Raw genomic sequence first — 13928 nt, 5'->3', positions numbered from 1 at the left:
CAGGCGAGGCGGGGCAGCAGCTGCAGCCTGCCCAGCGCGTGCTGGCCGCCGCGAAGGGCCCCTATGCGGCCGCCTCGAAAGAAACCTCTTCAGTCCGTGCGCACCTCGCCGCGAAGAAAACCACCCTCGCCGTGATCCGCACGCGCCGGACCGGTGGCGACGAGTAGCCCAGCGACGCCGCCGCGATGGCCGCCTTGTCGATGGATGCCAAAGACCTGCGCCGCATCGTTCCCGGCTTGCAGGCCAAGGTCGACGCGGACGCGCCGTCGATGCAGGCGGCCCAACAGGCCGTAGTGACCGCGGAGGCTCGCGCTGAACTCGACGCGCGATGACCGCCCCCGTGCGCGCGGGGGAGGCGCACTTCGTGGCGCAGGTGCGCGCTCTCCGCCTAGCTGGGAAGACCCCGCATGCGCGCTACGTCCGCAGGATCTTCTCGATCGCCTTGCCCTTGGCCAGCTCGTCGACCAGCTTGTCCATGTAGCGGATCTTCTGCATCAGCGGGTCTTCGACTTCTTCGACGCGCACGCCGCACACCACGCCCTTGATCAGCGCGCGGTTCGGGTGCAGCGCCGGGGCCTGCGCGAAGAAGGTCCTGAAATCGTTCTGCTGGTCGATCTGCTGCTGCAGCCCCGCGGCGTCGTAACCGGTGAGCCAGCAGATGACCTCGTTGACTTCTTCCTTCGTGCGCTGCTTGCGCTGCGCTTTCTGGACGTACATGGGGTACACCTTGGCGAACGGCATCGCGAAAATCTTGTGCTCGGACATCGTCATGTCTCCTTCAAGTCGGGCCGCAGGCTGACGCGGGCGCTCAGCCCTTGCGACCACCCACGGTTTTCTTCGCCACCACAGTCTTGCGCGCCGGCTTCATCGCAGGCGCCTCGCGCGCCGACTTCATGTGCCCGCTCTCCCCCGAGGTCATGCCCACGATCTTCGCGAGCTGGCGGCTCACGCTCACGTAGGCGTGGCCGAGGCGGCTGTCGAAGTACAGCGAGTCGCCTCGCGCCAGGCGCACCACTTCGCCGTTGTCGAAGTACACGTCGATCTCGCCCGACAGCACGTAGGCGAACTCTTCGCCCGTGTGGCGCACGAAGTCCTCGGGGCCGTTGATGCGGCGCGCGTGCACGGTGCCGACGATGGGGCTCATCTGCTTGCCGGCGGCGGTGGTGCCCAGGAACTCGTAGGCGATGGCCAGCCCCTTGTAGACCACGCCCTTGCCCGCGCGCGTGACGACCGGGCCGTCGAGCTGCTCGGGCTTGACGCCCGCGCCCGCGAACATGGCGTTCATGTCCATCTCGAGCGCGCGGCCCAGCGCGGTGAAGTTCTCGTAGCCGAGCGCGAGCTGGCCGCGCTCGGCGCGCGAAATGGTGGTGATCGACACGCCGGAGCGCTCGGCCAGTTGCGCCAGCGTCCAGCCGAAACGCTTGCGCGCGGTGCGCAGGCGATGGCCGAAAGTGGTGCGGTCCAGCGTGGGCGGCTCTTCCTTCGGCTTCGCCCCGCCCCGGTTCCCTGTGTGTGGAGTCACGCTTGGCTTTCTCTAGGTATGCCGGGTGATTCTGCCAGCCCCGCGCCCGCCCGGCCACGCACGGCGCGACAGCCCCGGCATGCGTTTTGCGTATGCGCAAATTGCGTGTACGCAAATTTCACCTCGGTGGTGCACCCATGGTTTCCCCTTGGTTGGCGCAAATCAATTTGCGTATCCGCAAATTTCTACCTACACTTTTCGGCGATGACAACAAGCACAACCACTCCCGTCGTGGCCGACTACCTCGTGATCGGCGGCGGCATTGCCGGGGCCTCGGTGGCCCACTGGCTCGCCCCGCATGCGCGCGTGATCCTGCTCGAACGCGAAGCCCAGCCGGGCTACCACTCCACCGGCCGTTCGGCCGCGCTCTTCATGGAGAGCTACGGCACGCCGCAGGTGCGCGCCCTCACCATGGCCAGCCGCGCCTTCCTCGAACACCCGCCCGAAGGCTTTGCCGAGCACCCGCTGCTCACACCGCGCGGCGCGATGATGGTCGCGGGCACCGAGCACCTGCACGAGCTCGAAGCGCACTGGGAGCTGCTGCGCGCCATGGACGTCGGCGCCCAGCGCCTCGATGGCGAGCAGGCGCGCGAGATGGTGCCGGCGCTGCGCCCCGAGCAGGTGGCCGGCGCGGTGTACGAACCCGACGCCTCCGACATGGACGTGCACGCCATCCACCAGGGCTACCTGCGCGGCATGCGCCAGGCCGGCGGCAAGCTGGTGTGCGACGCCGAGGTCACGGCCATGGAACGCGTGGGCGAGCGCTGGCGCGTGACGGCCGGCGACGCGGTGTACGAAGCGCCCGTGGTGCTCAACGCAGCCGGCGCGTGGGTCGACACGATCGCGCAGCTGGCCGGCGTGCGCCCGCTGGGCATCGAGCCGCGCCGCCGCTCGGCCTTCATCTTCGCGCCGCCCGAGGGCCAGAGCGTGGCGCACTGGCCGATGGTGTTCGCCGCCGACGAGGGCTGGTACATCAAGCCCGACGCCGGCATGTTGCTCGGCTCGCCGGCCAACGCCGACCCGGTCGAGCCGCAGGACGTGCAGCCCGAAGAGATGGACATCGCCATCGCCATGCACCGCATCGAGGAAGCGACCACGCTCGCCATCCGCCGCCCCACGCGCACCTGGGCCGGCCTGCGCTCCTTCGTGGCCGACGGCGACCTGGTGGGCGGCTTCGCGCCCGACGCGCCCGGCTTCTTCTGGGTCGCGGCGCAAGGCGGCTACGGCATCCAGACCTCGGCCGCCATGGGCGAGGCCTGCGCCGCGCTGGCACGCGGCCTGCCGCTGCCCGAGCGCATCGCGGGCTTCGGGCTCACGGTCGAGATGCTCGGCCCGCAGCGGCTGCGCACGGCCGGCTGATCCGTTCCTTCCCCCACAACAACCTCCCCACGAGAAATCACCATGCGTGTCTTCAGTGCCTCCCTCGCGACCGAAACCAACACCTTCGGCCCGATGCCGACCGGCATCGCGTCCTTCAAGGACCGCGGCTACTTTCCCGCCGGCCAGCACCCCGATGCGCTGACGATCTACTCGGGCCCGCTGTGGGCCGCGCGCATCCGCGGCAAGGAAAAGGGCTGGACGCTGCTCGAAGGCATGGTGGCGGGCGCGCAGCCCAGCGGCATCACCACGCGCCACGCCTACGAAACCCTGCGCGACGAAATGCTGAACGACCTGCGCGCCGCGCTGCCGGTCGACATGGTGCTGCTCGGCCTGCACGGCGCGATGGTGGCCGACGGCTACGACGACTGCGAAGGTGACATGCTGGCGCGCGTGCGCCAGATCGTGGGCCCTGATGTGGTGATCGGCGCGGAGCTCGACCCGCACAACCACCTCACGCCCGCCATGGTGGACAACGCCAACGTGATGGTCTCCTTCAAGGAGTACCCGCACACCGACGTGCTCGAACGCGGGCTGGAGCTGGTCGACATCTGCGCCGCGGCCGTGGAAGGCAAGGTCAAGCCGGTGGTCGCGATGGTCGACTGCGACATCATCGTCACCGTCCACACCTCGCGCGAACCGGCGCGCAGCTTCGTGCAGCGCATGCAAGCGCTCGAAGGCAAGGACGGCGTGCTCTCGGTCTCGCTCACGCACGGCTTCTCGTGGGGCGACGTGCCCGAGATGGGCACCAAGGTGCTGGTCTACACCGACGGCGACCAAGCGAAGGCGAATGCGCTGGCACGCCAGCTGGCCGACGAAGTCATCGCCATGCGCGACGGCCTCACGGTCAACTACCCGAGCATCGACGACTCGCTCGACGAGGCCCTGGCCTTCGATGGCGGCCCCGTGGTGCTGGCGGACGGCGCCGACAACCCCGGCGGCGGCGCGGCGAGCGATTCCACCTTCATCCTGCGCCGCATGCTGGAGCGCGGCATCACCAATGCGGCCCTGGGCCCGATGTGGGACCCGATCGCCGTGCGCATCGCCTTCGACGCCGGCGTGGGCGCCAGGCTGCAGATGCGCATCGGCGGCAAGATCAGCCCGCTGTCGGGCGATCCGCTGGACCTTGAATGCACCGTGAAGGCGCTGCAGGAAGACCTGGTGATGACGGGCCTGTCGAACACGCCCACCGCCATGGGCGACTGCGCGCTGGTCGAGGTGAACGGCATCGACATCGTGCTGATCACGCGGCGCAACCAGGCCATGGGCACCGACCTGTTCACGCAGCTGGGTTGCGACCTGGCGGCCAAGAAGATCGTCGTGGTCAAGTCGTCGCAGCACTTCTACGCGTCGTACTCCCAGGTGGCCAAGCACGTGATCTACGCCGGCGCACCGGGCGCCGTGACGCTCGACCTCACCACCCTGCCGTACCGCAAGGCTCGCCTGCCGAAGTGGCCCATCGGCGTCGCCGCCTGAACTCCCTCTTCTTCTTTTTTGTTTCGCCCCACCGACCGGAGAACCGACGATGACCCGACGAACGCTTGCTGCCCTCGCTGCCCTGGCCCTTTCGGCCGCCAGCCTTCCCGCGCTCGCCCAGACGCCGCCCAAGACACTCAAGGTGGTGGCGCATGCCGACCTGAAGATCCTCGACCCGACCTTCACCACGGCCTACATCTCGCGCAACTTCGGCCACATGGTGTATGACACGCTGTTCGCGCAGGACGCCACCGGCAAGCCGCAGCCGCAGATGGTCGAGAAGTACACGACCTCCAAGGACGGCAAGCAGTGGAGCTTCACGCTGCGCCCCGGCCTGAAGTTCTCCGACGGCGCCGCCGTGACCTCGGCCGACGCCGTGGCCTCGCTGCAGCGCTGGGCGGCACGCGACAGCCTGGGCCGCGCCATGACGGCCGTCGGCGCCGAGTGGAAGGCGACCGACGCGCGCACCCTCACGCTCACGCTCAACGAGCCCTTCGGCATGGTGCTCGACGCGCTGGCCAAGCCCTCGGGCTTTCCGCCGGTGATCCTGCCCGAGCGCATCGCCAAGCTGCCAGCCACCGCGCCTCTCACCGAGGTCGTCGGCTCGGGGCCCTTCATCTTCAAGCGTGACGAATGGGTGCCGGGCAACAAGACGGTGTTCGTGCGCAACCCGAACTACGTGGCGCGCAGCGAGCCGCCGAGCGGCCTGGCCGGCAGCAAGAAGACCAGCCTCGACCGCGTCGAATGGCTCTACCTGCCCGACGCCAACAGCGCGATCTCGGCGCTCAAGCGCGGCGAGGTCGACTACATCGAGCAACTGCCGCCCGACTACATCGCGCCGCTGCGCACCGACAGCAACATCAAGATCGGCTCCGGCGGCGCCTACCAGGGCTTCCTGGTGATGAACCAGCTGCACCCGCCCTTCGACAACCCGAAGGTCCGCCAGGCGCTGCTGCAGGCCGTGAACCAGGAACGCTTCGTCGCGGCCATGGGCTTCCCGCTGGACATGCGCATGGCCTACTGCGCCACCTGGTTCATCTGCGGCAGCCCCAACGACACTTCGGCCGGTGCGGAGCCCTACCGCAAGGCCGACGTCGCCAAGGCGAAGAAGATGCTCGCCGACGCCGGCTACAAGGGCGAGAAGGTGGTGCTGATGGTGCCCAGCGACGTGCCCTACCTCAACGCCGAGGCGCTGATGGCCGCACAGACCATGAAGAGCATCGGCCTGAACGTCGACGCGCAGACCATGGACTGGGCCTCGATCGGTGCGCGCCGCGCCAAGCGCGATGCGTCCGACGCCGGCGGCTGGAACATGTACGTCACCGTGGCCGGCGAGTTCGACGTGAACTCGCCCATCAGCAACGCCTACCTGGGCGCGGCCTGCGGCAACACACTGCCCGGCTGGCCCTGCGACAAGAAACTCGACGAGCTGCGCACCGCCTGGCTGAAGGAAACCGTGCCGGCCAAGCGCAAGGAACTGCTCGACGCCTTCCAGTCGCGCGCCTACGAGGCCGTGCCGTACATCAATGCCGGCCAGTACTCGGCCGCGTTCGCGGCGCGCGCCAGCATCAAGGGGCTGGACAAGATGTGGGCCGGCCTGCCGACCGTCTGGATGCTCGACAAGTAAGCCGCCGCGCACCGCCATGGGCTACATCGTTCGACGCTTTCTTTCCACGCTGCCGGTGATGGCGGTGGTGGCCGTGGTGGTGTTCCTGCTGATCCACCTCTCGCCCGGCGACCCGGCCGCGCTCATCGCGGGCGACCTCGCCACCACCGAGGACATCGACAAGCTGCGCGCCGCGCTCGGCCTGAACCTGCCGCTGTGGCAGCAGTTCGGGCTGTGGATCGGCAAGATCTTCACGGGCGACCTGGGCACCTCGATCTTCACGCAGGTGCCGGTGACGCAGCTGCTCGGCCAGCGGCTGGAGCCCACGGTGTCGATCGCGGCGCTGACCATGCTCATCACGCTGGTGACGGCCGTGCCGCTGGGCACGCTCGCGGCCTACTGCGCGGGCACCTGGATCGACCGCCTCGTGATGCTGTTCGCGGTGCTGGCCTTCTCGGTGCCGGTGTTCCTCGTGGGCTACCTGCTGGTCTACACCTTCGCGGTGCAGCTGCCGTGGTTTCCGGTGCAGGGCTACGTGAACTTCTCCGAAGGCCCCGGCGCCTGGCTGCGCGCGCTGGTGCTGCCCTGCGTGAACCTGGCGCTGGTGTACATCGCGCTGGTGACGCGCATGACGCGCGCCACCGTGCTCGAGGTTCTGCACGAGGACTACATCCGCACCGCGCGCGCCAAGGGCCTGGGCGTGCTGCCGGTGCTGGGCCACGCGCTGCGCAACGCGGCCATTCCCATCGCCACCACCATCGGCGCGGGCATTGCGCTCCTGATCGGCGGCGTGGTGGTCACCGAGACGGTGTTCGCCATTCCGGGCGTGGGCCGGCTGGTGATCGATTCGGTGCAGCGTCATGACTACCCGGTGATCCAGAGCGTGCTGCTGCTGTCGGCGGGCGTGTACGTGCTGATCAACCTCCTGATCGATTTGAGCTACCGCCTGTTCGATCCGCGCATCCAGTACTAGAACAACGAACGAGCCCCACGACGCCATGTCCACTGCCCTGCCCTTGCGCGAGGTCGATGCGCCGGTGCCCAGCACCGCCGTTGCCGACGCCGCCGAAGACCCTCCTTTCGTACCGCCGCGCTGGCGCTGGGTGCGCAAGCACCCGACGCTGATCGTCGGCGCGCTGCTCCTCATCGCGGTGGCCGCGCTGTCCATCGCCGCGCCCTGGATCGCCACCCACGACCCGCAGGACATCGACCCGCTGGCGCGCATGCAGCCGGCTTCGGCCGAGCACTGGTTCGGCACCGATGCGCTGGGCCGCGACGTGTTCAGCCGCGCGGTGTGGGGCGGTCGCGTGTCGATGATCGTGGGCGCTTCGGTGGCCGTGCTCGCCACCTTCTTCGGCATCGCGCTGGGCCTGGTGTCGGGCTTCGTGCGCTGGGCCGACGGCCCGATCATGCGGGTGATGGACGGGCTCATGGCCATCCCCGGCATCCTGCTGGCCATTGCGCTCATGGCCGTGACGCGCGCCAGCCTCACCACGGTGATCATCGCCATCACCGTGCCCGAGATTCCGCGCGTGGTGCGGCTGGTGCGCTCGCTGGCGCTCACGCTGCGCGAGCAGCTGTTCGTGGAGGCCGCGCACGCAGTGGGCACGCGGCTGCCGGTGATCCTCGTGCGGCACGTGCTGCCGAACATCGTGGCGCCGCTGGTGGTGCAGGCCACCTTCGTGGCCGCCGCCGCCGTGCTCACCGAGGCCGCGCTGTCCTTCCTCGGCGTGGGCGTGCCTTCGCAGACGCCGAGCTGGGGCAACATGATGGCCGAGGGCCGCAACTTCGTGACCGTGGCGTTCCACATCATCCTGTACCCGGGCCTGCTGCTGGCGGCCACGGTGCTGGCCATCAACCTGCTCGGCGACGGCCTGCGCGATGCGCTCGACCCGCGCCTGGCGCGGCAGCTGTGAAGAGGAACGCGCCATGACCATCCCCATGTCCCAGGCCACCCTCGCCCCCGGCGAGCCCTTGCTCGAGGTCGACAACCTGCGCACCTACTTCAGCACGCTCGCGGGCACGGTGCGCTCGGTCGACGGCGTGTCGTACACCGTGCGCGCGGGCCGCACGCTCGGCGTGGTCGGCGAATCGGGCTGCGGCAAGAGCGTGACGGCGCTGTCGATCCTGCGGCTGGTGCCCACGCCGCCCGGGCGCCACATGGGTTCCGTGCGCCTGCGCGGCACCGACCTGATGCAGCTCAGCGAACGCGAGATGCGGCAGATCCGCGGCAACCGCATCTCGATGATCTTCCAGGAGCCGATGACCTCGCTGAACCCGGTGCTCACCGTGGGCCGGCAGATCGCCGAGACGGTGCAGCTGCACCAGAAGGCCAGCCGCGCCGAGGCGCTGCAGCGCGCGGTCGAGATGCTGCGGCTGGTGCAGATCCCCGAGCCCGAGCGGCGCGTGAACGAGTACCCGCACCAGCTCTCGGGCGGCATGCGCCAGCGCGTGATGATCGCGCTGGCCCTGGCCTGCAATCCCGAGGTGCTGATCGCCGACGAGCCCACCACCGCGCTCGACGTGACGATCCAGGCGCAGATCCTCGACCTCATCAAGCGGCTGCAGAAAGAGCTGGGCATGGGCGTGGTGATGATCACGCACGACCTGGGTGTGGTGGCCGAGAGCTGCGACCGCGTGGTCGTCATGTACGCCGGCAAGAAGGTGGAAGAGGCCGACGTGATCGACCTGTTCGACCGCCCGCTGCACCCCTACACCCGCGCGCTGATGGCTTCCATGCCCGCCATGAGCACCTCGAGCGCGCGGCTGCACGAGATTCCGGGCATGGTGCCCGCCGCGCACGAGCTGGGGCGCGGCTGCGCCTTTGCCGCGCGCTGTTCGCAGGCACGCGAACGCTGCCGCCGCGAGACACCGCCGCTCTCGACGCAGGGCGACGGCCACGTGGTCGCCTGCTTCGCGGTGCAGGAACAATGGACCGACGAGGCTGCCGAGGTGAGCGCATGACGACGACAACGACAACAACATCCGCGAAGGCGCCGCTGCTGCAGGTGCGCGAGCTGCGCAAGCACTACACCTCGCCGCGGCGCTGGCTGCGCCCGGCCAAGCCGGCCATCCAGGCGGTCGACGGCGTGTCGTTCACCGTGGGGCATGGCGAGACGCTGTCGCTGGTCGGCGAGTCGGGCTGCGGCAAGACCACCACCGCCAAGTCGGTGATGCGGCTGGTCGAGCCCACCTCGGGTTCGGTGCGGCTGAACGGCGAAGAGCTGCTGACCCTGCCCGCGAACGCGATGCGCCAGCGCCGGCGCGACCTGCAGATCATCTTCCAGGACCCCTACGCCTCGCTGAACCCGCGCCTCACGGCCGGCGACATCGTGGCCGAGCCGCTGCGCAACTTCGGCGACGTGTCGGTGGCCGAGCGGCGCGAGCGCGTGCAGTGGCTGTTCTCGCGCGTGGGCCTGCGGCCCGAGGCGGCGAAGAAGTTTCCGCACGAGTTCTCGGGCGGCCAGCGCCAGCGCCTGGGCATTGCGCGCGCGCTGGCGCTCAACCCCAAGCTGATCGTCTGCGACGAGCCCGTGTCGGCACTCGACGTGTCGGTGCAGGCGCAGGTGGTCAACCTGCTGATGGACCTGCAGGCCGAGTTCGGCATCGCCTACCTGTTCGTGGCGCACGACCTGGCCGTGGTGCGCCACATCAGCCACCGCGTGGCCGTGATGTACCTCGGCCACATCGTGGAGATCGCCGACCGCGACACGCTGTTCTCGGCGCCGCGCCATCCGTACACCGAGATCCTGCTGTCGGCCGTGCCCGTGCCCAACCCACGCACGCCGGCGCGCCGCCTGCTGCTGCAGGGCGATCCGCCGAGCCCGGCCAACCCGCCCTCGGGCTGCCGCTTTCACACGCGCTGCCCGATGGCGCAGGCCGTGTGCAAGGAGCAGACGCCCGAACTGAGCGAGCGCCCCTCGACTTCCCAGGGCGGCCACTGGGTCGCCTGCCACTTCCGTTGAAAGCACTGCCCCCAATGACCGACAAGACACCCCACTACGACCTCTTGATCCACGGCGGCACCGTGATCGACGGCACCAAGGCCCCGCGCTTCGACGCCGACGTGGGCATCGTCAATGGCCGCATCGCCGCCATCGGCAAGCTCGCGGGCCACACGGCCGACCAGACGCTCGACGCCACCGGTCGCATCGTCGCGCCGGGCTTCATCGACTCGCACACGCACGACGACCAGGCCGTGCTGTCGCATGCGCAGATGCCGTTCAAGGTGTCGCAGGGCGTGACCACGGTGGTGGCGGGCAACTGCGGCATCAGCGCCGCGCCGCTGCGCGCCGACATGGACCTGCCGATGCCGCTGAGCCTGCTCGAAACGCCGCCGGAAGACCGCTTCACGACGTTTGCGGCCTACCTCGACGCGCTGCGCGCCACGCCCTCGTCGGTCAACGTGGCGGCGATGGTCGGCCACTCGACCCTGCGCGCCGTGACCATGTCCGACCTCGACCGCCCCGCCACCGCGCAGGAGATCGCCGCCATGCAGGCGCTGGTCGAAGAAGCGATGCAGGCCGGCGCCATCGGCCTGTCGACCGGCACCTTCTACCCGCCGGCCGTGAAGGCGACGACCGAGGAAATCATCGAGGTCGGCCGTCCGCTCACGGCGCGCAAGGCGCTGTACGTGACGCACATGCGCGACGAGAGCGACCGCGTGATGGAGTCGCTCGAAGAAACCTTCCACATCGGTCGCGCGCTCGACATCCCGGTGGTGGTGTCGCACCACAAGGTGCAGAACACGCAGAACTTCGGCAAGACCAAGGTCACGCTGCCCTTCATCCAGGAAGCGATGAAGCACCAGTGCATCGGCCTCGATTGCTACCCGTACACGGCCGGCTCCACCATGATCCGCACCGACCGCGGAATGATGGACGGGCGCGTGCTCATCGCCTCCAGCGTGCCGCACCCCGAATGCGCGGGCCGCGACCTGAAGGACATCGCCGCCGAATGGGGCGTGTCGGGCGAAGAGGCCGCGCTGCGCCTGTCGCCCGGCAGCGCCATCTATTTCATGATGGACGAGGACGACGTGCAGCGCGTGCTCGCCTTCGACGAAACCATGATCGGCTCCGACGGCATTCCGCTGGGCGACAAGCCGCACCCGCGCCTGTGGGGCACCTTCCCGCGCGTGCTGGGGCACTACAGCCGCGACGTGGGGCTGTTCCCGCTGGAGACGGCGGTGTGGAAGATGACCGGGCTCACGGCGCGCAACTTCGGCCTGCACGAGCGCGGCGCGCTCAAGGTCGGGCACCACGCCGACGTGGTGGTCTTCAACGCCGCCACCGTGCGCGACACCGCGAACTACGAAACGCCGACCGAGCCGGCCGAAGGCATCGATGCGGTGATCGTGAACGGCGCCGTCACCTGGCGTCACGGCGTGCACAGCGGCGCGCGCAACGGGCAGGTGATCGTGCGCCAGGACGCGGCCTGACAGCGCGCACCCCGGCGGCGCCTGCACGGTGCCCGCCTTCGCATCCTGGTGCATGCGCAGCACCGGATCGGTGAACACGCCGGGCCTCAGGGGCCCGGCTTTTCTTTCTCCCTGGCGTCTTTCCCCTCTGGCGGCGCACCCCTAGGGGATTTCCCTCGACAGCTGGCCCGGAGCTTGCGTAGTTCGTCCACATAGTTGAACATTTCAACTATTGAAGACTTCTACCAACCCGCCATGCACGCCCCGCTTCGCCTGAAAGACGACTACCTCAACGTCCTGCTCGACCTGGCCTCGCAGCGCACGCGCGACCGCGGCTCGCGCATCTACGAGATCGAGCTCGGCCTGTCGATCCGCGACGTGCGGCTGCTGCGCATGATCGGCGCCGCGCCCGGCATCACCATGGGGCAACTGGTGCAGACCTGCGCCATCGAGAAGACGCTGGTCTCCAAGCTGGTGAGCTCGCTGGTGCAGCGCGAGCTGGTCGAGCGCCAGATCGGCGCCGAGGACGCGCGGCAGATCCGCCTGTGCCTGAGCCCGGCCGGCATCGACATGGTGCTGCGCGCCGAGCCCATCGGGCATGAGATGGAAGCGCGCTTTCTCGACTGCCTGAGCGTCGCCGACATCGAGAACCTGCGCCGCATCATGCACAAGCTCATCGACGCCGAAGAAGGCTCGCGCGACATCTTCGAATTCCTGCTGGTGCAGCTGCGCGAAAGCAAGGAATCGGCCCCGTCTTCCTCTCCCTCGTCTTCCGCTCCCTCCCGAAAGAAGTAAGGCTCCATGGCAATCCACCTTTCACCGCGCCGCGTCGCGGCGGCTTCCCTGTCGGCGCTCGCTTTGTGCTTCGCCGCCACCGCGTCCGCCCAGACCGTGCTTCGCACCGTGCCCTCGTCGGACCTGAAGATCGTCGACCCGATCTGGACCACCGCCAACATCACGCGCAATCACGGCCTGATGATCTACGACACCCTCTTCGCGATGGACGAGAAGGGCGTCATCAAGCCGCAGATGGTCGACAAGTACAGCGCGAGCGCCGACAACAAGGTGTGGAGCTTCACGCTGCGCCCGGGCCTGAAGTTCCACGACGGCGCCCCGGTCACCTCGCAGGACGTGATCGCCTCGCTGGCGCGCTGGGCCAAGCGCGACACGCTGGGCCAGAAGATGTACGAGGCGATGGACAGCATCGCCGCCGACGGCCCGAGCGGCTTTCGCATGACGTTCAAGCAGCCCTTCGGCGTGGTGCTCGACGCGCTCGGCAAGCCCAACCCGCTGGTGCCTTTCATCATGCCCAAGCGCGTGGCCGACACGCCCGCCGACAAGCAGATCGACGAGATGGTGGGCTCCGGCCCCTTCACGCTCGCCAAGGAAGACTTCCGCCCCGGCGACCGCGTCATCTACCGCAAGAACACCGCCTACGTGCCGCGCAAGGAACCCGCCTCGGGCCTGGCCGGCGGCAAGGTGGTGCACGTCGACCGCGTCGAGTGGGTGATGCTGCGCGATCCGCAGACGCAGACCAATGCGCTGCTCAACGGCGAGGTCGACATGCTCGAGACCGTGCCCTCGTCGGGCTACACCGGCATGCGCACCAACGACAAGATCGAGCTGGTCGACGTGATGCCGGCGGGCCCCTTCACGGTGCTCTACAACCACAAGGTGCCGCCGTTCAACAACCCCAAGGCGCTGAAGGCCGCGATGCTGGCCATCAACCAGGAGGCGATGCTGCGCGCGCAGGTCACCTTCCGCGACTTCTACAAGCCCTGCGCCTCGATCTACCTGTGCGGCTCGCTCTATGCGAGCGACAAGACGGGCTTCTACACCGGCAAGCCGCAGTTCGAAGAGGCGCGCAAGCTGCTCAAGGAATCGGGCTACGACGGCAAGCCCGTGGTGATCCTGCTGCCGGGCGACGCGCCCGCGCTGAACAAGCTGCCCGCGGTGTACGGCCAGCTGCTCAAGCAGGTGGGCTTCAACGTCGACGTGCAGACCACCGACTGGGCCACGCTCGTGACCCGGCGCGCCAAGAAGGACCTGCCCGAGAACGGCGGCTGGAACGCCTTCATCACCTTCTGGGGCGGCGTGGACGCGAGCAGCCCCATCGGCTACAGCCCGCTGACCGGCAACGGCGACCAGGGCTACTTCGGCTGGCCGGTGGTGCCCGAACTCGAGGCGCTGAAGACCAAGTTCATCGCCACCGCCGACCTCGCGCAGCGCAAGGAGATCGCCACGCAGATCCAGCAGGTCGTGCTCGAACACGGCGTGCTCGCCCCGCTCGGCGAAGGCAAGGCGCCCACGGCCGTGCGCCGCGGCACCATCACCGGCCTGCTGCCGTCGCCGGCGGTGCTGTACTGGAACGTGCGCAAGACGTCCGCGCCATCGCCATGACCGCGACATAGGCCGGCCCGCGCGCCCGCCCCTCTCCCCTTTCTGATCGCCACCCCTGACCGGCTGCGCCTCGCGCGGCAGCCGGGCGGGACTTCCTTTGCCCGCGCCACACGCCCGGCCCCTCGTCAAGG

Annotated in this window: 13 protein-coding genes; 11 read left to right on the top strand and 2 right to left on the bottom strand. The window is 69.0% G+C overall.

What is annotated here, in order from left to right; all coding sequences use genetic code 11:
• Nucleotides 1–185: 185 nt before the first annotated feature.
• Nucleotides 186–332: a hypothetical protein gene (locus AC07OX_RS09085; RefSeq protein WP_495260568.1), complete on the top strand. Its 147-nt coding sequence runs from the start codon at nt 186–188 to the stop codon at nt 330–332.
• Nucleotides 333–414: 82 nt separating this feature from the next.
• Here AC07OX_RS09085 and AC07OX_RS09080 read toward each other — a convergent pair whose 3' ends face one another.
• Both AC07OX_RS09080 and AC07OX_RS09075 read right to left on the bottom strand, forming a co-directional pair.
• On the bottom strand, nt 415–765 hold the full coding sequence (locus AC07OX_RS09080) for a DUF2200 domain-containing protein (RefSeq protein WP_495260569.1): 351 nt from the start codon (nt 763–765) through the stop codon (nt 415–417).
• Nucleotides 766–808: 43 nt separating this feature from the next.
• Nucleotides 809–1522, bottom strand: coding sequence for a helix-turn-helix domain-containing protein (locus AC07OX_RS09075; RefSeq protein ID WP_070061802.1), 714 nt, complete (start codon nt 1520–1522; stop codon nt 809–811).
• Nucleotides 1523–1726: 204 nt separating this feature from the next.
• On the opposite strand from AC07OX_RS09075, the gene AC07OX_RS09070 reads away from it, so the two are divergent.
• The 10 genes from AC07OX_RS09070 to AC07OX_RS09025 all read left to right on the top strand — a co-directional run bounded on the left by AC07OX_RS09070 (nt 1727) and on the right by AC07OX_RS09025 (nt 13797).
• A complete protein-coding gene (locus AC07OX_RS09070; RefSeq protein ID WP_495260570.1) occupies nt 1727–2881 on the top strand; it encodes an NAD(P)/FAD-dependent oxidoreductase in 1155 nt (384 codons plus the stop codon).
• A 42-nt stretch (nt 2882–2923) separates the two neighbouring features.
• The gene (locus tag AC07OX_RS09065) at nt 2924–4375 is read left to right on the top strand and encodes a M81 family metallopeptidase (protein WP_095946834.1); all 1452 of its coding nucleotides are present in this window, start codon (nt 2924–2926) and stop codon (nt 4373–4375) included.
• Between the two features lie 49 nt (nt 4376–4424).
• Nucleotides 4425–6002 carry an ABC transporter substrate-binding protein gene (locus tag AC07OX_RS09060; RefSeq protein WP_495260571.1) on the top strand — a complete coding sequence of 526 codons (1578 nt, stop codon included), beginning with the start codon at nt 4425–4427 and terminating at the stop codon, nt 6000–6002.
• A 16-nt stretch (nt 6003–6018) separates the two neighbouring features.
• Nucleotides 6019–6954, top strand: coding sequence for an ABC transporter permease (locus tag AC07OX_RS09055; RefSeq protein ID WP_056574393.1), 936 nt, complete (start codon nt 6019–6021; stop codon nt 6952–6954).
• 25 nt (nt 6955–6979) lie between these two features.
• On the top strand, nt 6980–7897 hold the full coding sequence (locus AC07OX_RS09050; RefSeq protein WP_307694459.1) for an ABC transporter permease: 918 nt from the start codon (nt 6980–6982) through the stop codon (nt 7895–7897).
• 13 nt (nt 7898–7910) lie between these two features.
• Nucleotides 7911–8945 carry an ABC transporter ATP-binding protein gene (locus AC07OX_RS09045; RefSeq protein ID WP_495260572.1) on the top strand — a complete coding sequence of 345 codons (1035 nt, stop codon included), beginning with the start codon at nt 7911–7913 and terminating at the stop codon, nt 8943–8945.
• Entirely contained in the window at nt 8942–9946 is a 1005-nt protein-coding gene (locus AC07OX_RS09040; RefSeq protein WP_495260573.1) for an ABC transporter ATP-binding protein, read from the top strand. The genes AC07OX_RS09045 and AC07OX_RS09040 overlap by 4 nt, the downstream gene beginning before the upstream one ends.
• A 14-nt stretch (nt 9947–9960) precedes the next feature.
• On the top strand, nt 9961–11418 hold the full coding sequence (locus AC07OX_RS09035; protein ID WP_062468888.1) for an N-acyl-D-amino-acid deacylase family protein: 1458 nt from the start codon (nt 9961–9963) through the stop codon (nt 11416–11418).
• Nucleotides 11419–11652: 234 nt separating this feature from the next.
• Nucleotides 11653–12192 carry a MarR family winged helix-turn-helix transcriptional regulator gene (locus tag AC07OX_RS09030; RefSeq protein ID WP_495260574.1) on the top strand — a complete coding sequence of 180 codons (540 nt, stop codon included), beginning with the start codon at nt 11653–11655 and terminating at the stop codon, nt 12190–12192.
• 6 nt (nt 12193–12198) lie between these two features.
• Nucleotides 12199–13797, top strand: a complete 1599-nt coding sequence (locus AC07OX_RS09025) for an ABC transporter substrate-binding protein (protein WP_495260575.1) — start codon at nt 12199–12201, stop codon at nt 13795–13797.
• Nucleotides 13798–13928 lie beyond the last annotated feature (131 nt).

This window comes from Variovorax sp. GW821-FHT09D07 (assembly GCF_059416345.1).
This window is presented reverse-complemented; position numbering and strand designations above follow the sequence as displayed.

What these genes read in the sequence shown, in the direction of transcription:
- AC07OX_RS09070 (WP_495260570.1), top strand. Translation starts at nt 1,727, where the DNA reads ATGACAACAAGCACAACCACTCCCGTCGTGGCCGACTACCTCGTGATC.
- AC07OX_RS09045 (WP_495260572.1), top strand. Translation starts at nt 7,911, where the DNA reads ATGACCATCCCCATGTCCCAGGCCACCCTCGCCCCCGGCGAGCCCTTG.
- AC07OX_RS09025 (WP_495260575.1), top strand. Translation starts at nt 12,199, where the DNA reads ATGGCAATCCACCTTTCACCGCGCCGCGTCGCGGCGGCTTCCCTGTCG.
- AC07OX_RS09055 (WP_056574393.1), top strand. Translation starts at nt 6,019, where the DNA reads ATGGGCTACATCGTTCGACGCTTTCTTTCCACGCTGCCGGTGATGGCG.
- AC07OX_RS09085 (WP_495260568.1), top strand. Translation starts at nt 186, where the DNA reads ATGGCCGCCTTGTCGATGGATGCCAAAGACCTGCGCCGCATCGTTCCC.
- AC07OX_RS09035 (WP_062468888.1), top strand. Translation starts at nt 9,961, where the DNA reads ATGACCGACAAGACACCCCACTACGACCTCTTGATCCACGGCGGCACC.
- AC07OX_RS09065 (WP_095946834.1), top strand. Translation starts at nt 2,924, where the DNA reads ATGCGTGTCTTCAGTGCCTCCCTCGCGACCGAAACCAACACCTTCGGC.
- AC07OX_RS09040 (WP_495260573.1), top strand. Translation starts at nt 8,942, where the DNA reads ATGACGACGACAACGACAACAACATCCGCGAAGGCGCCGCTGCTGCAG.
- AC07OX_RS09060 (WP_495260571.1), top strand. Translation starts at nt 4,425, where the DNA reads ATGACCCGACGAACGCTTGCTGCCCTCGCTGCCCTGGCCCTTTCGGCC.
- AC07OX_RS09080 (WP_495260569.1), bottom strand. Translation starts at nt 765, where the DNA reads ATGTCCGAGCACAAGATTTTCGCGATGCCGTTCGCCAAGGTGTACCCC.
- AC07OX_RS09050 (WP_307694459.1), top strand. Translation starts at nt 6,980, where the DNA reads ATGTCCACTGCCCTGCCCTTGCGCGAGGTCGATGCGCCGGTGCCCAGC.
- AC07OX_RS09030 (WP_495260574.1), top strand. Translation starts at nt 11,653, where the DNA reads ATGCACGCCCCGCTTCGCCTGAAAGACGACTACCTCAACGTCCTGCTC.